The sequence below is a fragment of the Paenibacillus sp. FSL R5-0475 genome (assembly GCF_038004585.1).
Taxonomy (GTDB): domain Bacteria; phylum Bacillota; class Bacilli; order Paenibacillales; family Paenibacillaceae; genus Paenibacillus_AQ.
The window spans coordinates 6,414,310-6,433,616 of the sequence record NZ_JBBORK010000001.1; the positions used below are offsets into that span (position 1 = coordinate 6,414,310).

Here is a 19,307-nt window from a genome sequence, read left to right on the forward strand (position 1 = left end):
AGCTTGTATCTAACAAAGGGGTCTCAGCTTATCTGCTGGGGCTCTTTTGTGTTTATTGCTTTTTTTATAAGAGGCCATCACTTTGCCGGAAAACATCACTAAGGAAGTGGACTATTATGATGAAGAAGTAACAGAATACAAAATAATATGAATTTTAAAATAATGCTTGCAATGAATCTCTATACATGATATATTCTAAGTCCGGCCAAGAAATACACATGCCGAGCTCGAAAAAGAAGTTAAAAAAAGAGCTTGACATTAAATAGCCGAACATGATATAGTATAAGGGTTGCTGCTGAGACATTAAACGGCGCCAACGAGAACTTGATCTTTGAAAACTGAACAACGAGTGAGTAGGAAATCACGAAAGTGAAATCCAAAATTAGAGAATTAATTTTCTCGTCAGATGTTTCAAAATGAGCATATCGCTCTTTTCAATACTAATTGGAGAGTTTGATCCTGGCTCAGGACGAACGCTGGCGGCGTGCCTAATACATGCAAGTCGAGCGGAGTCATTTTGAAAGCTTGCTTTCAAAATAACTTAGCGGCGGACGGGTGAGTAACACGTAGGCAACCTGCCCCTTAGACTGGGATAACTACCGGAAACGGTAGCTAATACCGGATAATTTCTTTTTTCTCCTGAAGAAAGAATGAAAGACGGAGCAATCTGTCACTGAGGGATGGGCCTGCGGCGCATTAGCTAGTTGGTGGGGTAACGGCCCACCAAGGCGACGATGCGTAGCCGACCTGAGAGGGTGAACGGCCACACTGGGACTGAGACACGGCCCAGACTCCTACGGGAGGCAGCAGTAGGGAATCTTCCGCAATGGACGAAAGTCTGACGGAGCAACGCCGCGTGAGTGATGAAGGTTTTCGGATCGTAAAGCTCTGTTGCCAGGGAAGAACGTCCGGTAGAGTAACTGCTATCGGAGTGACGGTACCTGAGAAGAAAGCCCCGGCTAACTACGTGCCAGCAGCCGCGGTAATACGTAGGGGGCAAGCGTTGTCCGGAATTATTGGGCGTAAAGCGCGCGCAGGCGGTCATTTAAGTCTGGTGTTTAAACCTTGGGCTCAACCTGAGGTCGCACTGGAAACTGGGTGACTTGAGTACAGAAGAGGAAAGTGGAATTCCACGTGTAGCGGTGAAATGCGTAGATATGTGGAGGAACACCAGTGGCGAAGGCGACTTTCTGGGCTGTAACTGACGCTGAGGCGCGAAAGCGTGGGGAGCAAACAGGATTAGATACCCTGGTAGTCCACGCCGTAAACGATGAGTGCTAGGTGTTAGGGGTTTCGATACCCTTGGTGCCGAAGTTAACACAGTAAGCACTCCGCCTGGGGAGTACGGTCGCAAGACTGAAACTCAAAGGAATTGACGGGGACCCGCACAAGCAGTGGAGTATGTGGTTTAATTCGAAGCAACGCGAAGAACCTTACCAGGTCTTGACATCCCTCTGAATCCACTAGAGATAGTGGCGGCCTTCGGGACAGAGGAGACAGGTGGTGCATGGTTGTCGTCAGCTCGTGTCGTGAGATGTTGGGTTAAGTCCCGCAACGAGCGCAACCCTTAACTTTAGTTGCCAGCAGGTTAAGCTGGGCACTCTAGAGTGACTGCCGGTGACAAACCGGAGGAAGGTGGGGATGACGTCAAATCATCATGCCCCTTATGACCTGGGCTACACACGTACTACAATGGCCGGTACAACGGGAAGCGAAGCCGCGAGGTGAAGCCAATCCCATCAAAGCCGGTCTCAGTTCGGATTGCAGGCTGCAACTCGCCTGCATGAAGTCGGAATTGCTAGTAATCGCGGATCAGCATGCCGCGGTGAATACGTTCCCGGGTCTTGTACACACCGCCCGTCACACCACGAGAGTTTACAACACCCGAAGTCGGTGGGGTAACCCGCAAGGGAGCCAGCCGCCGAAGGTGGGGTAGATGATTGGGGTGAAGTCGTAACAAGGTAGCCGTATCGGAAGGTGCGGCTGGATCACCTCCTTTCTATGGAGAATCGTCTTCTGCAATGAAGACATTCAAATCGGAAGTTAAGCTTCCAAAATCTCAGGTTTAGGCCTGTTACTCACTCGTTGCTCAGTTTTGAGAGTTTAAGCTCTCAGTAAGACTTGATCCTTGAAAACTGGATACCGAAACGAATTTGCGTTTTAGAACATCTTTTAGCAACTTGTGTAAACAAGTAAATGTTATTAGTGAGATTTTTCTTAGGAAAAATCAAGGTTAAGCTAATAAGAGCACACGGAGGATGCCTAGGCGCCAGGAGCCGACGAAGGACGTGGCGAACAACGAAACTGCCTCGGGGAGCTGTAAGCAAGCTTTGATCCGGGGGTGTCCGAATGGGGAAACCCAGCTGTGGTAATTCGCAGTTACTCATCTCTGAACACATAGGAGATGTAGAGGCAGACCAGGGGAACTGAAACATCTAAGTACCCTGAGGAAGAGAAAACAATAGTGATTCCGTCAGTAGCGGCGAGCGAACGCGGAACAGCCTAAACCTAAGAGCTTGCTCTTAGGGGTTGTGGGACGTCTCACATGGAGTTACAAAGGAATATGGTAGGTGAAGAGGTCTGGAAAGGCCCGCGATAGAGGTAAAAGCCCTGTAGCCTAAACTGTGTTCTCTCCGAGACGGATCCCGAGTAGTGCGGGGCACGTGAAACCCCGTATGAATCCAGCAGGACCATCTGCTAAGGCTAAATACTACCTGGCGACCGATAGTGAAACAGTACCGTGAGGGAAAGGTGAAAAGCACCCCGGAAGGGGAGTGAAATAGAACCTGAAACCGTGTGCTTACAAAAAGTCAGAGCCCTATCTATGGGTGATGGCGTGCCTTTTGTAGAATGAACCGGCGAGTTACGTTTAACATGCAAGGTTAAGTCGAGAAGACGGAGCCGCAGCGAAAGCGAGTCTGAATAGGGCGATTGAGTATGTGGACGTAGACCCGAAACCGTGTGATCTACCCCTGTCCAGGGTGAAGGTGCGGTAACACGCACTGGAGGCCCGAACCCACGCATGTTGAAAAATGCGGGGATGAGGTGGGGGTAGCGGAGAAATTCCAATCGAACTCGGAGATAGCTGGTTCTCCCCGAAATAGCTTTAGGGCTAGCCTCGGTATAAGAGTAGTGGAGGTAGAGCACTGATTGGGTGCGGGGTCCGCAAGGATTACCAAGCTCAGTCAAACTCCGAATGCCATATACTTATTGCCGGGAGTCAGACAGTGAGTGCTAAGATCCATTGTCAAAAGGGAAACAGCCCAGACCATCAGCTAAGGTCCCCAAGTGTGTGTTAAGTGGGAAAGGATGTGGAGTTGCACAGACAACCAGGATGTTGGCTTAGAAGCAGCCACCATTGAAAGAGTGCGTAATAGCTCACTGGTCGAGTGACTCTGCGCCGAAAATGTAACGGGGCTAAACACACCACCGAAGCTATGGCTAGATACGTATGTATCTGGGGTAGGGGAGCGTTGTATGTGGGTTGAAGGTGTACCGTAAGGAGCGCTGGACAGCATACAAGTGAGAATGCCGGTATGAGTAACGAAAAGATCAGTGAGAATCTGATCCGCCGAAAGCCCAAGGTTTCCTGAGGAAGGCTCGTCCGCTCAGGGTAAGTCGGGACCTAAGGCGAGGCCGAAAGGCGTAGTCGAAGGACAACAGTTTGAAATTACTGTACCACCGTAATCCGCTATGAGCGATGGGGTGACGCAGGAGGGTAGTGACGCGGACTGATGGATATGTCCGTCTAAGCAGTGAGGCTGATGTGTAGGCAAATCCGCACATCGTTAAGGCTGGGCTGTGATGGGGAGCGAAAATTACAGTAGCGAAGGTCATGATCTCACACTGCCAAGAAAAGCCTCTAGCCAGGAGAAGGTGCCCGTACCGCAAACCGACACAGGTAGGCGAGAAGAGAATTCTAAGGCGCGCGGAAGAACTCTCGTTAAGGAACTCGGCAAAATGACCCCGTAACTTCGGGAGAAGGGGTGCCCCGGTAGTGTGAATAGCACGAGGGGGCCGCAGTGAAAAGGCCCAAGCGACTGTTTAGCAAAAACACAGGTCTGTGCGAAGCCGCAAGGCGAAGTATACGGGCTGACGCCTGCCCGGTGCTGGAAGGTTAAGGGGAGTGGTTAGGGGTAACCCGAAGCTATGAACCGAAGCCCCAGTAAACGGCGGCCGTAACTATAACGGTCCTAAGGTAGCGAAATTCCTTGTCAGGTAAATTCTGACCCGCACGAATGGCGTAACGACTTGGGCGCTGTCTCAACGAGAGATCCGGTGAAATTTTAATACCTGTGAAGATGCAGGTTACCCGCGACAAGACGGAAAGACCCCATGGAGCTTTACTGCAGCTTGATATTGAATTTGGGTACGATCTGTACAGGATAGGTGGGAGCCGTAGAAATCGGAGCGCAAGCTTCGGTGGAGGCGCCGTTGGGATACCACCCTGATCGTATCTAGGTTCTAACCTAGTACCCTTACCGGGTACGGGGACCGTGTCAGGCGGGCAGTTTGACTGGGGCGGTCGCCTCCTAAAGAGTAACGGAGGCGTTCCAAGGTTCCCTCAGAATGGTTGGAAATCATTCGAAGAGTGCAAAGGCATAAGGGAGCTTGACTGCGAGACCTACAAGTCGAGCAGGGACGAAAGTCGGACTTAGTGATCCGGTGGTACCGCATGGAAGGGCCATCGCTCAACGGATAAAAGCTACCCTGGGGATAACAGGCTTATCTCCCCCAAGAGTCCACATCGACGGGGAGGTTTGGCACCTCGATGTCGGCTCATCGCATCCTGGGGCTGAAGTAGGTCCCAAGGGTTGGGCTGTTCGCCCATTAAAGCGGTACGCGAGCTGGGTTCAGAACGTCGTGAGACAGTTCGGTCCCTATCTGTCGTGGGCGCAGGAAATTTGAGAGGAGCTGTCCTTAGTACGAGAGGACCGGGATGGACGTACCGCTGGTGCACCAGTTGTTTCGCCAGAAGCATGGCTGGGTAGCTACGTACGGACGGGATAAGCGCTGAAAGCATCTAAGCGTGAAGCCCCCCTCAAGATGAGATTTCCCAATTAGTAAGACCCCTTGAAGACGACGAGGTAGATAGGTTGGAGGTGGAAGTGCAGTAATGCATGGAGCTGACCAATACTAATCGGTCGAGGGCTTATCCTATACTTAGAACGCAAATTCAATTCGGATTCAGTTTTCAGGCGACTCAAGCCTGAGCATTTACGATGTAAATGCCCGTTTGGTGGCGATAGCGGAGGGGTTCCACACGTACCCATCCCGAACACGACCGTTAAGCCCTCCAGCGCCGATGGTACTTGGACCGAAGGGTCCTGGGAGAGTAGGACGTCGCCAAGCGGACAACCACATTACCCGTGGTATTTTTTTTGCCCTTAATATTGATGTGTCTTAAAAAGGGCCTTTAGCTCAGCTGGTTAGAGCGCACCCCTGATAAGGGTGAGGTCGGTGGTTCGAGTCCACTAAGGCCCACCATATTCCCTGATAGCTCAGTTGGTAGAGCACTCGACTGTTAATCGAGTTGTCACAGGTTCGAGTCCTGTTCGGGGAGCCATTTATGGAGAGGTGTCCGAGTTTGGCCGAAGGAGCACGATTGGAAATCGTGTAGGCGCCACAAGCGTCTCGAGGGTTCGAATCCCTCTCTCTCCGCCACAAAGTTTATTAGCATGGCCCGTTGGTCAAGGGGTTAAGACACCTCCCTTTCACGGAGGTAACATGGGTTCGAATCCCATACGGGTCATAACATGGAGGCTTAGCTCAGCTGGGAGAGCATCTGCCTTACAAGCAGAGGGTCGGGGGTTCGATCCCCTCAGCCTCCACCATATTCATTTAAGAACGACGCGGGGTGGAGCAGCCCGGTAGCTCGTCGGGCTCATAACCCGAAGGCCGCAGGTTCAAATCCTGCCCCCGCAACCAAATTTTCCTTAAGCATGATGTTTTGGGACTAGCTGGCGTAGTGTAAATGAATAGTATATAATTATTAAATGACGCGGGGTGGAGCAGCCCGGTAGCTCGTCGGGCTCATAACCCGAAGGCCGCAGGTTCAAATCCTGCCCCCGCAACCAATTTACTCTTATGCATTATGTCTATGGAACCGTGGTGTAGTTGGCCTAACATGCCTGCCTGTCACGCAGGAGATCGCGAGTTCGAATCTCGTCGGTTCCGCCATTTAGTTAATTATTGTTGGGGATTAGCCAAGCGGTAAGGCAACGGACTTTGACTCCGTCATGCATAGGTTCAAATCCTATATCCCCAGCCATTTATGAGAGCCATTAGCTCAGTTGGTAGAGCACCTGACTTTTAATCAGGGTGTCGAAGGTTCGAGTCCTTCATGGCTCACCATTATTTTCAAAGTGTGCGCGTGTGGCGGAATGGCAGACGCACCAGACTTAGGATCTGGCGTTTCACGACGTGGGGGTTCAAGTCCCTTCACGCGCACCATGTTTTGCGGAAGTGGCTCAGCGGTAGAGCATCGCCTTGCCAAGGCGAGGGTCGCGGGTTCGATTCCCGTCTTCCGCTCCATAATTTTTGCGCCCTTAGCTCAGCTGGATAGAGCGTTTGACTACGAATCAAAAGGCCGGGAGTTCGAATCTCTCAGGGCGCGCCATTTTTATTACTAAGTAATTACATGTTTTGACGGGATGTAGCTCAGCTTGGTAGAGCACCTGGTTTGGGACCAGGGGGTCGCATGTTCAAATCGTGTCATCCCGATTTTATACCTTTGCGGGTGTAGTTCAATGGTAGAACTTCAGCCTTCCAAGCTGATAGCGTGGGTTCGATTCCCATCACCCGCTTATAATTAAGAAACATCTGTCTATTATAGGCAGGTGTTTTTTTGTATAGTTACATTCATATGGATACAATAGAACTTAGGGCTTTTAGTTGAGGAGGTAGCAATGTTTGAATTTGAAGCTAAATTAGTGCGACCTGATGCAAGTGGGAGCTGGACTTATCTTAACGTCCCTTTTGATGCCGAACAAATATTTGAAACAAAGTCCAGAATACAGGTAAAAGGAAGTGTAAATGGAATCCCCTATAGAGGAACGCTTATGCCCCATGGAAACGGAAAGCATTTTATGGTGGTAAAGAAGGAACTACGGGATCTAGCCAAAGCTCAACCTGGTGATATTGTGCATGTGACGATGGAGCAAGATCATCAATTACGGGAGGTAGAAGCCCCAGAGGATTTCCTTGATGCGTTGAGTAGCCATGAGCAGGCAGAAGCTTATTATAACGGTCTGGCTTATTCTTATCAGAAGGAATATGTATCTTGGATCGAAGCGGCGAAAAGACCTGAAACCAGAGCATCTCGTATCGAAAAATCAGTCAGTAAACTGGGTGAAGGATTGAGGCTCAAATAAAAGTATGAAGAAGTGCTTAACAGGCTGAATAGATGAACAGCGTCCTCTTCCATAAGATTGGAAAGGGACGCTGTTAATGTTGGTGATATGTGCGAGTGGGCTTAAATAAGAACGGCCACCTCACCACAATTCACAAACTTAATACTTTCGATTTTTACTGATAACTCACCTGAAGGAATAGCTAGCTGACATGTACTGCCGATCTGAGCTAACAGCAGCTGCATGCCAATAGGCGAGAACATTGAAATCTTGTTATCATTGGGTTCTGCCTGGTTTGGAAATACGATGGTGTAGGTATCTGTAGTATTGTCGTCTAAGTAGCGTAGCTGAAGCTGACTTCCAATCAATACGAGTGAATTCAATTCTTCACCATTGAAACGGGAAAGTAATTGTTCCAGCTCGGAGCAATAACGGGACAACAGCGTTTCAGCATTACTTCTTTGTTTGCTTCGTTCCGGGAAATACTGATTTAGAAATGCGATTTTTTCCTCATCAAAATAAATAAGCTGCTGGACCAGTTGTGTCCTTGAGCCTTCATAAATTAGACTATGGTTCATAGTAGATTTCACCCCCTCTAAGTAGCACATTCTTTGCAAATTTGTTATGACGCGTTGCCATATTAAAATCCCTCCTATACAAATAGAGGTCCCCTAGAGGGAACCTTCTGATCAGTATAACAGCTTCTATATGTAAATCCAATCCATTTTGCAAAGGCAATAAATTCTTACTAAATATTGTATTTAAAACGTTTGACTATTGTATAGTTGGGTGCTATGATAGGCTGATGTTATAGGCATTTCGTAGAAAACTGCGGAATGCCTATACTATATTTCGAAGATAATTTTACATTAAATGTTACCAGGGGAGTGATACGCCATGTACATTTCGTTGAGTTCACCTATAGAATCTAGACATAAAAAGTAACTATAATTTATTAAAGGAGAGATCAGGATGATTCAAGTAAAAGAGTTTGTAGATGCTGATAATTCGTATGCTGAGAATAAGGCGAATGAGTTCTTGGCAGGGCTGCGTGAGGAACAGGTTGTGAATATCTGTTACGGTTCGGTAGTCAAATCTTCACGTGATGGGGCAGAGCATCAAAGAAGCAGTATACTGGTCGTGTATAAGACAAATGAAGGGCAATAACTGGAATACTTTTTTTTCGTGCTTATCTGTTGTCTCCACGCTATGCATCGTGATCGTTCTTATATATTATATGTTTTAGCTTTTCTTATGAACAAAGAGGACCTTTCCCATTTACGGGTAAAGGTCCTCTTTGATTGTATAAGTGCAATTACAGTCTTATATTCCGTCTGGGACGGATAATCCTAAACCGGATGCAACACGCTGTCCCAGTTCTGGATCAGCTTTATAGAAATGAACAATTTGACGAAGTTTAATATCGTTACTTTCAACTGGTGTCATAGCGCCTACGATATTTTGAACAAGACGTGTACGTTCTTCTTCACTCATCAGGCGATACAAGTCACCAGGTTGTGTATAATGGTCATCACTATTATAGGAGACACTGTCGGCATTTCCAGATACTTCGAAAGGTGATGTTTTGTACTGTGGTGCTTCTTTAGGTCCGCCTAAGCTGTTAGGCTCATAATAGGCACCGGATCCGCCATTGTTGCCGAGTGCCATGCCACCGTCACGTTGATAGTTCTTCACTTCTACTTTTGGACGGTTGATAGGCAGGCTGTTATGGTTAGGACCTACACGGTGACGATGAGCATCGCCGTAAGCAAACAGTCGACCCTGTAGCAATTTATCAGGAGAAGCTTCAATACCAGGGACGAAAGAGCCAGGAGAGAACGTAACTTGCTCTACTTCCGCGAAGTAATTCTCTGGATTGCGATCCAGTACCATGCGGCCAACCTCAATTAATGGATAATCTTTTTGCGACCATACTTTGGTTACATCGAATGGATCAAAGCGATAAGTGTTCGCATCTTCGATTGGCATAATCTGCACGTAGAGCTTCCACGCTGGGAATTCTCCTTTATCAATAGCATTGAACAAGTCTTCTGTATGATAATCTGGGTTCTCCCCAGCTATTTTGGCGGCAAGATCTGGAGCAAGGTTCTTAATGCCTTGTTCTGTTTTGAAATGATATTTCACCCAGACGGCATTGCCTTCGGCATTTACCCATTTGAAGGTGTGGCTTCCGAACCCGTGCATATGTCTTAGCGTAGCTGGGATTCCGCGATCTGACATCAAAATCGTAACCTGATGAAGAGATTCCGGCGATAAAGACCAGAAGTCCCAAACCGCATTAGGGTTCTTTAAGTGTGTCTGTGGATCACGCTTCTGTGTATGAATAAAGTCGGGGAACTTGATTGCATCACGAACGAAGAATACAGGTGTATTGTTACCTACGAGATCATAGTTTCCTTCTTCGGTATAGAACTTCACAGCAAAACCACGTGGGTCTCTTACAGTATCAGCAGAACCTAGCTCCCCAGCTACCGTTGAGAAACGGATGAACATTGGGGTACGCTTGCCTACCTCAGATAAAAAATTAGCTTTTGTATATCGAGTTAAATCCTGAGTGACCTCAAAATACCCATGAGCGCCAGCACCCTTAGCGTGAACGACACGTTCAGGAACACGTTCTCTGTTAAAGTGGGCTAATTTTTCAAGCAGATGGACATCTTGCAGCAAAGTAGGACCACGATCACCGGCTGTCATTGAATTTTGATTGTCGCCTACTGGAGCACCCCAGCTGGTCGTAAGATTATTATTATTGGAGCTCATTAATAGAATCACCTCGTAAGATTTGATTTTAGATTTAGTATAAGTTCTATATTAATGTTTTTTGGGGAAAATGCAACACTTTTTGAATATTTGACACATTACAGTATGTGGTAATCGTCGTCCCATTCAGATATATATGATAGATAGAGTGATTAATTACTAAGCAGAGTTAAAAAAGAAACAGCGCACCTCTACCATCACTGGAGGGTGCGCTGTTCTATTTTGATATAGGAATATCCGTTTTCTATACTTAGTTTTTAATGTACATTCTGTTATAGTATTCATCCAGCATTCTTTTGGTGGCAAATTCGGTGCGAGTGGTTTTGATACTCTTCTTCATCATTTGTACCCACTGTTCACGATTCTCATAATAGGTTGGGAGTACTCGATTCAATAGGGTGTCGTATAGCGCATCACTATCATGCTTATCCAGAACCTCGAAGTCAGTAGTCTCGAAGCCGTCTCCGATCTGCCAGCCATTCTCGCCATCTATACAGGCTTCCGGCCACCAGCCATCTAGAATAGAGCAGTTCAATACGCCGTTCATGGCTGCCTTCATCCCGGAGGTACCACTTGCTTCCAGTGGTCTACGGGGATTGTTGAGCCAAATATCAGAACCGCGTGTCAGCTGTGCGCCGATAGTCATATCGTAATTCTCCAAGAAGACAACACTCTTCGGATATTTTTTCATCATCGCCACTAAATTGCTGACGATTTTTTTGCCGTTATCATCGAGTGGATGGGCTTTGCCAGAGAAGACGATTTGTATTTTGCCGGACTCCAGATAAGGCTCAATAATTTCCGGCTGCGAGAAGATCAGGTCACTGCGTTTATAAGGAGCAGCTCTGCGTGAGAAGCCAATGAGTAGATTGTCAGCATTTAGACTAATGCCGGACCGTTTTTTTATGAAATCAATCAGTTCACCCTTAATTTCTTTATGCACTGCCCATAAATCGCCATTTTGTTCATAGGCTTGTGTCATTCTTTCATCTACCCAGGTAGGGGTATGAATGGCATTAGTAATGCCAATGATGTCCGATCTTCCGGCAACTTCTTTCCACATCTTATTGGCTGTATCCGCATGAAGCTGAGCCACTGCATTAGAAATACGTGAGAGTCGTAGACCGGCAACCGTCATGTTGAACGGCTCGCCACCGATACGCTCCATCTGGTCGCGGGTTAAGCCATTGAATGCACTCATATACTCTAGGCGGTCGAGTGGATGGGTTTCGTTGCCTTCTTTTATCGGCGTATGTGTAGTGAACACAACCTCTTCCCGAGTAGCTTTCCAAGCTTCCTCAAAGGTGCTGCCTCCGGACATCTTTTCACGAATGAGCTCGATGGCTGCTAAGGCTGCATGGCCTTCATTGAAATGATAGACATCAATCGGAATGCCGAGAGCACGCATAGCTTTTACTCCGCCGATCCCGAGTACGATCTCTTGAGCGATCCGTTCCTCACCGAACCAGCCGTACAATTGTCCAGTAATCCATGCATCATTATTCTCGGGGATATCCGTATCCAGTAAATACAACGTGCTGTTGCCAAAATAATCAGTCTTCCATACTTTGCACACCACATCGGTCTTTCTGACTTTTACAGTTACCTTCACCCCTGTATCTTCAAGAAAATCATAAACATAATTGTGATAGGAGTCGTATGGATTACCGTTTGCATCAATTTTTTGATCCGTATAACCTTGTTTCCACTTCAGCCCGATAGGGATGATAGGAGCATTGATGTCTTTAGCTCCCTTAATGTAGTCACCAGCGAGAATTCCAAGCCCTCCGGCATACATTTTAAAATCGGAATGTAACCCGTACTCCATACTGAAATAAGCTACTGATGGTAATTTTTGTTCGTTCACTTGATAAGCCTCCTAATCACGGATTAGATTGAATTGCAGTAAAGCTGCTGGCATTATCTACGATGCAAACGTTTGCTCAAAAAACAGTCAACAATCGTTGTGGAAGCGATTGCACCATCATTCTAGCACACTTTATCTACAAAAGCATAACGTCAATTTGGTGAAAATAGCCAATTAGGGGCAAAATCAACGGAAGTGATTGATAAAGTGAAGAGAAGACCCTAAGATAAAGAGATTGAAGAAATAATTATTGGTGGTGTTTAAGTTGGGTATAGTTGTGATTGGAAGCTTAAATATGGATATGGTAGTACGTACGAACCGGGCACCGAATGCAGGAGAAACGCTTATGGGACAAGCATTTGCTCTATCTCCCGGTGGAAAGGGAGCGAATCAAGCCGTTGCCGCAGCACGTCTGGGTGCTGAAGTTAGTATGATCGGCAGCGTCGGAAAAGATACCTTTGGAAGCGAAATGCTGGAGATTATTAAGCAAGAAGGTATTCATATAGAACATATCTCAGTGAGTGAAACGGAGGCAACAGGTGTAGCTTCAATCGTTATTGAAGAAGATGGAGAGAATCGGATTATCGTTGTACCCGGAGCGAATATTGATCTCTTTGCAGAGGATATACAGGCGTTAGAGACTGTAATCGGCCAGGCTGAGATGATTGTGATGCAGCTTGAAATGGAACTGGCGATGAGTGAGCATGCTATTGCCATTGCACATCGTCATGGAATTCCGGTCATTCTGAATCCAGCACCAGCTAGAGTGCTTAAAGACGAGATGCTGGGTCAAGTATCATATCTGACACCTAATGAGACAGAAGCGGGGATTTTGACTGGAATGACTGTAGATAGTTTAGAGACTGCTGAGCAGGCAGCCCGTATTTTGCTGCAAAAAGGTGTTAAAAATGTGATCGTAACCTTGGGATCTAAAGGCGCACTGATCGTTAATGCTGAAGGCGCTAAGTCAGTTCCTGGATTCCCGGTCAAGGCGATAGACACGGTTGCTGCCGGAGACTCATTCAATGGGGCATTAGCCCAGCAATTGGTCTTAGGCAAAACGTTGGAGGAGGCAGTGAGCTTCGCTAATGCTGTTGGAGCACTGGCTGTAGGGAAAGAAGGCGCGATCCCATCGCTGCCGCAGTTATCAGAGGTTGAACAGTTTCTAAAACATGTATCGGCAGTAAAATAAACAATACAGAATCTATAGCAGACGACTGGATAAGGGGCTGAAATAATGAGCAGGACAGTAATCGTTAAAAATGTGATCATTGGCGAAGGAATCCCTAAAATATGTGTTCCGTTGATTGGAGCTACCTTGTCTGAACTGAAACAGGAAGCCGAATCATTAAAAGAGCTTAGTCCCGATTTAGTGGAGTGGCGGACGGATTTTTTTGATGAAGTTGAAGACGTAGAGGCGGTCAATTCAGCACTAAAAGAAATCCATTCTGTAATTCCGGAGTTACCGCTGATTTTTACTTTTCGGAGTGCCAAAGAAGGCGGCGAGAAGCAGGTTAGCACGGAATATTACATAGCATTGAATATAGCTGCAGCTGAAAGTGGTCTAGTAGATATAATTGATGTTGAATTATTCAATGAGGAACAGGATGTAAAGCTACTAGTCGAGACTGCTCATACTCATAACGTGTCTGTCATTATCTCGAATCATGATTTTCATGGAACACCTTCTCAAGAGGAGATCATCTCGCGATTACGCAAGGCACAGGAGCTTGGCGGGGATTTGCCTAAAATTGCGGTGATGCCTCAGAATGCGGGGGATGTACTGACTTTACTGGAAGCGACCCATATCATGAAGGAACAATATGCAGATCGCCCGATTATTACAATGTCCATGGCGGGAGCAGGGGTAATTAGTCGTCTAGCCGGTGAAATATTCGGTTCAGCGCTTACCTTTGGAGCGGCGCATAAGCCCTCTGCGCCTGGACAGGTAGCTGTGGTTGAGCTGCGAAATGTACTGTCACTGCTGCATCGCAGTCTATAGGAGCTAGAGCAATCAGTGAGGTTCCGGATAATAGAAATAGAGCGGCGACCGGATTTCCGGTGCCGCTCTATTTCTATTTTATTATTTTGTTCCCGTGTATACGTGAACGGCATCTCTTAGGAACGCTGCAAGTCCAGGGCGATGCTTGTCGTAGTACTTGGTAAAACGTTCATCATCCACATACATTTGCGCGACACCGGCATGTGCCTCTTTGGAATAGGAATCCCAGTAGAAGGAGAGCCACTGGCGGTGTAGATCAGCACTTTTTTGCGCCAATACACTGGCAGGATCTCCATGCTCCATCGCTTGCACAAGTGTCTCGAACATTTCCTCCTCAAGCTGCTGTATAGCCGCATATTGTTCTTCAGTCATACCTTTAAGCTTCTTGTTGGATTGTTCTACGGTGCTGTCCCCATATTTCTCCCGTATTTCTTGACCGTATTTCTTCTCGTTATCCTCTACCAGCTTTTGCTTGAATCCTTCGAATTTTTCAGCGTCACTCATAGTCATTCTCCCTTCTTGGTGAGCCAGCGTCTGTTCGACGTTAGCGATTAATAGATCTAATTGATGTCTCTTTTCAAGCAGCTTGTCATGATGCTCCCGTAGCGCTTTGGCTCCGTCGAATGACGGTTCAGTCATAATAGCTTTGATACGTTCCAGACTTAAGCCAAGCTCTCGATAAAATAAAATTTGCTGTAGAAGATCTACTTCGGTGCGGCCATAGATACGATACCCCGAGGAGTTGATTCTCGCCGGCTTAAGAATGCCAAACTCGTCGTAGTAGCGCAGGGTTCGCGTACTGATTCCAGCTAGCTCAGCGAGCTTCTGTACTGTGTATTCCGTAGTATCACCTCCCACAAATTCAATGTACACCTTTACGTAGCGTGAAGGTCAAATGTTTTTTTAGCGTATCCCAAACAGCGGCAGTTACCCGCTGAAGATCATTGGGAAGACTGCCGCTGCTATGATTTGCTGATGTTGAAGTTATTTTTGACCCATCTGCGCCGCAAAATAATTTTGTAATTCCTCTAATTTGCGAGGATCAGCTAGGGTTGTTTTGTCTGAGAAGTAATGTTCGAGAACAAGGTCCCAGGTAGGTACTATTTTTTGTGAGTTCATCGCTTTAATGGCGACTTTGACCGTCTTGCGTTCTTTGGCATTAGAAAAGGTATCTACGTAATGCTGTGAGCGCTCAAAATCCAGATCCTTAAACACAGCGCGGAAGATTTCCGAAGTCATCTTTGCGTCATCCAACGCACGGTGAGCAGATCCAGACGGTTCAAGTTCAAATAAAGCCATCGCACCTTCGACACTGATATCATTGCTTAGGCCACGAGCTCGCAGCACACCCTTCAGTAAATCAAAATACGTTGCGGACATCCAGTAGGAATCGTCCATTTTGTGCATACGCACATCCTGAATGATTCGCTTCATGTCCTCGCCGCCCCAAGTAAGCAGCAGCACTCCGTCCGTACTTAGATCGAGCCACTCTCTAAACGCAGTGATGACTTTCGGAAAGCGGGCTGCGATATCGATTTCCTCTTGAGGAATACCGGTTTTTTTCTTAATGAAAGAATTAAGGGTGGAGAAATATATGGGTTTGATCAAGGAAGAAAATTCATCCTTATACTGCAATGAAGAGTCTAACCGGACAGCTCCAATCTCAATGACCTCCATAGGGTGCTCGCTGGCAAACTTACGGCCGTTGAATTCGATGTCCAGAATAATATAATCCACAGGTACTTGCCTCCGTTCCATGACTGACGCTGTAGTACTTAATACGTCGACTACTCTATTTTAACAAAAAAAGCGATGTAATGGGGAGTATGGGAACAAGCTAATATTGGAACATAAAAAAGAACCAGCACTATGCGGGTTCTTTTTATAACTATTAATGAGCAAAAAGATTGCAGACAATAAAGTAAGACGATTAATGTTCTGAACCGGCAGCAGGTTCAGGCTGATGAATTGGCTGTTCCAGCAGGACAGATCCGTCTTCAAGACGAAGCCAGGTATCGAAGTCTTGGGTGCCTTGGGTCAGTCTGATGACGCGTGCGCCCCGCATAAAGCCTTCTTTTCCATAAGTATTGTAGCCGGTAGCACGGCCATAGGAAAGACGTATACCATACAGGCTGCCCGTAAAATCATTGATATGGTCATGTCCGCAGAAGGTGCCAAGCACATCACCCATTTCAAGCAAAGCCGAGAATAATCCCGAGTTAACCTCAGGTGAGCATACACGCTCATACTTATATCCGTGACAGACTTGTGTAGACCAGACCTCACGATATTCCGGAATCGGGATATGGAAGAAAGCCAATGCAGGCAGCCTGTTTTTAGCAGTTTTAGGATTCAACCGAGCGGATTCAGCAGTTAGCCAGTTGATTTGATTCCGGTTAATCCAATTGTAGCCTGGGATATGCTCCATCTCGGAGTAACTGCCCGAGTCAACAAAATAAAGGACAGCGGCTGCTTGGCCATCCTGATCTTTTATTTCAAGCGTGTAATTGCCTGAACCTTCAAGATCCTCTGGACCGGCTTCGGCCAGACAGTGGGGATGTTCTAATGCTATCTGCATCAATTCACTGCGGGAAATCAGGGTTTCTGTATCATGGTTACCAAATACGAAGGCCCAAGGGGTACCTGTTTTTTCTACAGCAGCGACAGCATCCCGAAATGCTTGGGCAGGGTCTTCACATGCCTTTTCGCCAGGAGAGACAGGGGCAGTGTAAATTAGATCTCCCGTGAAGACCACAAGATCAGGTTGTTCTGCTTCTAGAACACGTTCCATCAGTTCCCGGGTACGCTGATCTTCGGCTCTTCCATCCATCCAGTGAAGATCAGTGAACTGTACAATTTTCAAGGTTCCATCTTGCTGAAATGATAAGCTGTGTCTCATTGGGGTTATCTCCCTTACTGTCTAATATAGTTAGCCGATCCAGATCCGCTGGGTGAAATGGTCTCCGGAGCTTCTACCAATCATAATATCAAATTCCCCGGGTTCGAAGACCATTTGATCATCTTTTCCGTAGAACATCAGCATTTCTCTAGTGATCTCGAAAGAAACCACTTGTTTCTCATGCGCTGCGAGTGTAATTTGTCGGAAGGCTTTCAGCTCCTTGACCGGGCGTACGACACTTGCGCTAACATCATGGATATAGAGTTGAACGGTTTCCTTGCCGGTGATGTCTGAAGTATTCTCCACCTCAATGGAGGCAACAATCCGACCCTTAGCATCAACATTGAAGTTGCTGTAATCAAAACTGGAATAGCTCAGACCATAGCCAAAACAGAAAAGAGGGTCATTAGGGCAATCCAGATATCGGGTTACATAACGCACATTCGGATATAGGGGATCATAGGGACGTCCCGTCTGATAGGCATTGTAATAAACAGGAATTTGACCAACAGAGTAAGGGAAGCTCATAGATAAACGAGCGGACGGATTATAATCTCCGAACAGCACATCAGCTAATGAATTTCCGGATTCTGTTCCCAGAAACCAGGCTTGCAGTAGAGCATCGCTGGCCTCAAGAACAGGCTTTAGTTCCAGTGGTCGGCCGCTAAATACAATGGTAACAATCTTTTTGCCGGTATCTTTCAGACGCCAGATCAGCTTCTCCTGATTGGTCGACAAGCGCAGATTGGTTTTGCTTCCGCCTTCCCCGGTATCCTGCTGATTCTCACCGACAGCAGCGAGAATTACATCGCAATCTTTTAGGCGCTGAAAGGCTTCTTCGATTTCATCCTCCACATCAAAAACACCCTCTAGCATGCTTCCCAGCTCACCAGTCATGGCCGTAATAATATCCGCGGCAGATGTTTTTTGAGAAATGCCGTTGTAGAGTGATACGGCCGGGTCTTTTTCCGTTCCAGACCAGCCGCCCAGCACATGAATAGAGGTAGCGAAGGGACCAGCCAATCCAATCTTCATACCGTGTTTCAGGGGCAGAGCGTTATTGTCATTTTTCAGCAGCACCACTGAGCTTGCACCCAGCTCTCTCGCAGCTTGTAAATTCTCCGCGCTCGGCGTGGGCGCCTCATCTACTAGTGGATCTGCATCCTTGAATGGATTGTCAAACAAGCCGAGAGCGTCCTTGAGTTCTAGCACCCGGATAACGGCTTCATCAATCAAGGAGATATCAAGCTTGCCTTCCTCGACGAGAGCAGCGCCGTGGTTTAGATAATGGGTGGACATCATTTCAATATCTAGTCCGGCAGCCAGACTTTTCTCAGCTGCTTCACGACCATCTTCGGCAGCGCCATGAGGGATTAGTTCATTTACGGAATTGAAATCGGCGATGGTAACGCCATCGAAGCCCCATTCCTCACGCAGAATCCCGCGGAGAAGTTTGGAATTACCGCTTGCAGGTATACGATCAATCGTATTGAATGCGGCCATCACCATGGCTACACCAGCATCTACAGCAGCTTTATAGGCTGGTAGATAGAACTCACGTAATACGCCGAGGGACATATCCACCGTATTGTATTCTCGACCGCCTTCGGGAGCGCCATAACCGGCGAAGTGCTTCACACAGGCAGCGATACGACCTTTTTCTTTTAGGTCTTTGCCCTGATAGCCCCGTACCATGCTCTCAGTTACACGAGCATTCAGATAAGGGTCCTCACCGGATGTCTCCATCACTCGTCCCCAGCGCGGATCGCGTACAAGATCCGTCATAGGCGAGAAAGTGAGGTGAATACCGGCAGCTGCGCTCTCCTTGGCTGCAATTTCAGCGAACCTTTCACAGGCCTCCATGTCAAAGCTACAACCTATCGCAAGCGGGATCGGTAGGATCGTTCTGTAACCATGAATCACATCCGCCATGAAGAGTAAGGGGATTTTCTGACGGCTGGCTTGCAAATGCCGGGTCTGTAGATCAATCACATTCCTGGCTCCAATGCCGTTCAGAACGCTTCCGATGTTCTGCATTACCTGCGGCTTAATGTTCAGTTCCTTGAATGGACCGGTTAAATCTACGGTATCATCCAAACCCCAATAGTGAGGGCCTAGCTGGGTTAATTGGGCCAGTTTTTCTTCTAGAGTCATATCGTTCACAAGATCTTGGATAAACAGTTTAGTCATGGTTAACACCTTCCTCGTGAGCGCATTGAAAGTTATTGTGACAAATAGATGTGCTATACCAATAAGAAAGCGCTTGCTATTTGAGTTCGCCGCAGTGCACACGCAGATAAATATAATTGGATGAGACATGCAATAGATAAGAACGGGGAGTTCATTGTCAGACATCATATATAAGACTGACATGTCTATGAAAGAACAGATAGAAACGTTTCCATT

Annotated in this window: 11 protein-coding genes, 15 tRNA genes and 3 rRNA genes; 22 read left to right on the top strand and 7 right to left on the bottom strand. The window is 47.0% G+C overall.

Translation table 11 applies throughout. The annotated features are described in order from the left end of the window. Positions 1 to 441: 441 nt before the first annotated feature. From MKX41_RS28635 to MKX41_RS28725, 19 genes are all read left to right on the top strand, one after another. Positions 442 to 1,999: ribosomal RNA gene (locus MKX41_RS28635) — 16S ribosomal RNA — on the top strand. A 232-nt stretch (positions 2,000 to 2,231) separates the two neighbouring features. Next, positions 2,232 to 5,160, top strand: a 23S ribosomal RNA gene (locus tag MKX41_RS28640). A 75-nt stretch (positions 5,161 to 5,235) separates the two neighbouring features. Beyond that, positions 5,236 to 5,352, top strand: a 5S ribosomal RNA gene (gene rrf / locus MKX41_RS28645). Together the 16S, 23S and 5S rRNA genes with 15 tRNA genes alongside form the textbook arrangement of a ribosomal RNA operon. A gap of 58 nt (positions 5,353 to 5,410) precedes the next feature. After that, positions 5,411 to 5,487, top strand: a tRNA-Ile gene (locus MKX41_RS28650). A 3-nt stretch (positions 5,488 to 5,490) separates the two neighbouring features. Next, a tRNA-Asn gene (locus MKX41_RS28655) sits at positions 5,491 to 5,566 on the top strand. Between the two features lie 5 nt (positions 5,567 to 5,571). After that, positions 5,572 to 5,664 (top strand) — tRNA-Ser (locus tag MKX41_RS28660). Between the two features lie 16 nt (positions 5,665 to 5,680). Next, positions 5,681 to 5,752: transfer RNA gene (locus MKX41_RS28665), tRNA-Glu, on the top strand. A 6-nt stretch (positions 5,753 to 5,758) separates the two neighbouring features. Continuing rightward, a tRNA-Val gene (locus MKX41_RS28670) sits at positions 5,759 to 5,834 on the top strand. Between the two features lie 17 nt (positions 5,835 to 5,851). Continuing rightward, positions 5,852 to 5,928, top strand: a tRNA-Met gene (locus tag MKX41_RS28675). A gap of 72 nt (positions 5,929 to 6,000) precedes the next feature. Beyond that, positions 6,001 to 6,077 (top strand) — tRNA-Met (locus tag MKX41_RS28680). A 25-nt stretch (positions 6,078 to 6,102) separates the two neighbouring features. Further along, positions 6,103 to 6,180: transfer RNA gene (locus MKX41_RS28685), tRNA-Asp, on the top strand. Positions 6,181 to 6,196: 16 nt separating this feature from the next. Then, positions 6,197 to 6,271: transfer RNA gene (locus tag MKX41_RS28690), tRNA-Gln, on the top strand. 7 nt (positions 6,272 to 6,278) lie between these two features. Continuing rightward, a tRNA-Lys gene (locus MKX41_RS28695) sits at positions 6,279 to 6,354 on the top strand. Between the two features lie 15 nt (positions 6,355 to 6,369). Then, a tRNA-Leu gene (locus MKX41_RS28700) sits at positions 6,370 to 6,453 on the top strand. Positions 6,454 to 6,459: 6 nt separating this feature from the next. Continuing rightward, positions 6,460 to 6,534: transfer RNA gene (locus MKX41_RS28705), tRNA-Gly, on the top strand. A gap of 8 nt (positions 6,535 to 6,542) precedes the next feature. After that, a tRNA-Arg gene (locus tag MKX41_RS28710) sits at positions 6,543 to 6,619 on the top strand. A 30-nt stretch (positions 6,620 to 6,649) separates the two neighbouring features. Continuing rightward, positions 6,650 to 6,723 (top strand) — tRNA-Pro (locus tag MKX41_RS28715). A 12-nt stretch (positions 6,724 to 6,735) separates the two neighbouring features. Beyond that, positions 6,736 to 6,806: transfer RNA gene (locus MKX41_RS28720), tRNA-Gly, on the top strand. Positions 6,807 to 6,908: 102 nt separating this feature from the next. Further along, positions 6,909 to 7,373, top strand: a complete 465-nt coding sequence (locus MKX41_RS28725; protein WP_340974179.1) for a YdeI/OmpD-associated family protein — start codon at positions 6,909 to 6,911, stop codon at positions 7,371 to 7,373. Positions 7,374 to 7,474: 101 nt separating this feature from the next. Here the strand turns inward: MKX41_RS28725 and MKX41_RS28730 are convergent, their stop codons facing one another. Then, entirely contained in the window at positions 7,475 to 7,930 is a 456-nt protein-coding gene (locus MKX41_RS28730) for a GreA/GreB family elongation factor (RefSeq protein ID WP_060625163.1), read from the bottom strand. Between the two features lie 394 nt (positions 7,931 to 8,324). On the opposite strand from MKX41_RS28730, the gene MKX41_RS28735 reads away from it, so the two are divergent. Beyond that, positions 8,325 to 8,519 (top strand): sporulation protein Cse60, encoded by a 195-nt coding sequence (locus MKX41_RS28735; RefSeq protein ID WP_042184993.1) that lies wholly within the window; start codon positions 8,325 to 8,327, stop codon positions 8,517 to 8,519. A gap of 156 nt (positions 8,520 to 8,675) precedes the next feature. Here the strand turns inward: MKX41_RS28735 and katA are convergent, their stop codons facing one another. Next, positions 8,676 to 10,133: a catalase KatA gene (katA, locus tag MKX41_RS28740; RefSeq protein WP_340974184.1), complete on the bottom strand. Its 1,458-nt coding sequence runs from the start codon at positions 10,131 to 10,133 to the stop codon at positions 8,676 to 8,678. Positions 10,134 to 10,383: 250 nt separating this feature from the next. After that, positions 10,384 to 12,000 (bottom strand): alpha-glucan family phosphorylase, encoded by a 1,617-nt coding sequence (gene glgP, locus MKX41_RS28745; protein WP_340974185.1) that lies wholly within the window; start codon positions 11,998 to 12,000, stop codon positions 10,384 to 10,386. A gap of 277 nt (positions 12,001 to 12,277) precedes the next feature. Here glgP and rbsK point away from each other — a divergent pair, with 277 nt between their 5' ends. Both rbsK and aroD read left to right on the top strand, forming a co-directional pair. Further along, positions 12,278 to 13,192, top strand: a complete 915-nt coding sequence (rbsK, locus tag MKX41_RS28750; protein WP_340975120.1) for a ribokinase — start codon at positions 12,278 to 12,280, stop codon at positions 13,190 to 13,192. Positions 13,193 to 13,237: 45 nt separating this feature from the next. Beyond that, positions 13,238 to 14,002 carry a type I 3-dehydroquinate dehydratase gene (gene aroD, locus MKX41_RS28755; RefSeq protein WP_340974187.1) on the top strand — a complete coding sequence of 255 codons (765 nt, stop codon included), beginning with the start codon at positions 13,238 to 13,240 and terminating at the stop codon, positions 14,000 to 14,002. 81 nt (positions 14,003 to 14,083) lie between these two features. On the opposite strand, the gene MKX41_RS28760 is transcribed toward aroD, so the two are convergent. The 4 genes from MKX41_RS28760 to bglX form a co-directional block, all read right to left on the bottom strand. After that, positions 14,084 to 14,860, bottom strand: a complete 777-nt coding sequence (locus tag MKX41_RS28760; RefSeq protein ID WP_340974189.1) for a MerR family transcriptional regulator — start codon at positions 14,858 to 14,860, stop codon at positions 14,084 to 14,086. Positions 14,861 to 14,986: 126 nt separating this feature from the next. Next, complete coding sequence (locus MKX41_RS28765; RefSeq protein WP_149646390.1) at positions 14,987 to 15,739, bottom strand: 3'-5' exonuclease; 753 nt, start codon at positions 15,737 to 15,739, stop codon at positions 14,987 to 14,989. A gap of 193 nt (positions 15,740 to 15,932) precedes the next feature. Further along, a complete protein-coding gene (locus MKX41_RS28770; protein ID WP_340974192.1) occupies positions 15,933 to 16,901 on the bottom strand; it encodes a metallophosphoesterase family protein in 969 nt (322 codons plus the stop codon). Positions 16,902 to 16,931: 30 nt separating this feature from the next. Then, the gene (bglX, locus tag MKX41_RS28775; protein ID WP_042185005.1) at positions 16,932 to 19,091 is read right to left on the bottom strand and encodes a beta-glucosidase BglX; all 2,160 of its coding nucleotides are present in this window, start codon (positions 19,089 to 19,091) and stop codon (positions 16,932 to 16,934) included. Positions 19,092 to 19,307 lie beyond the last annotated feature (216 nt).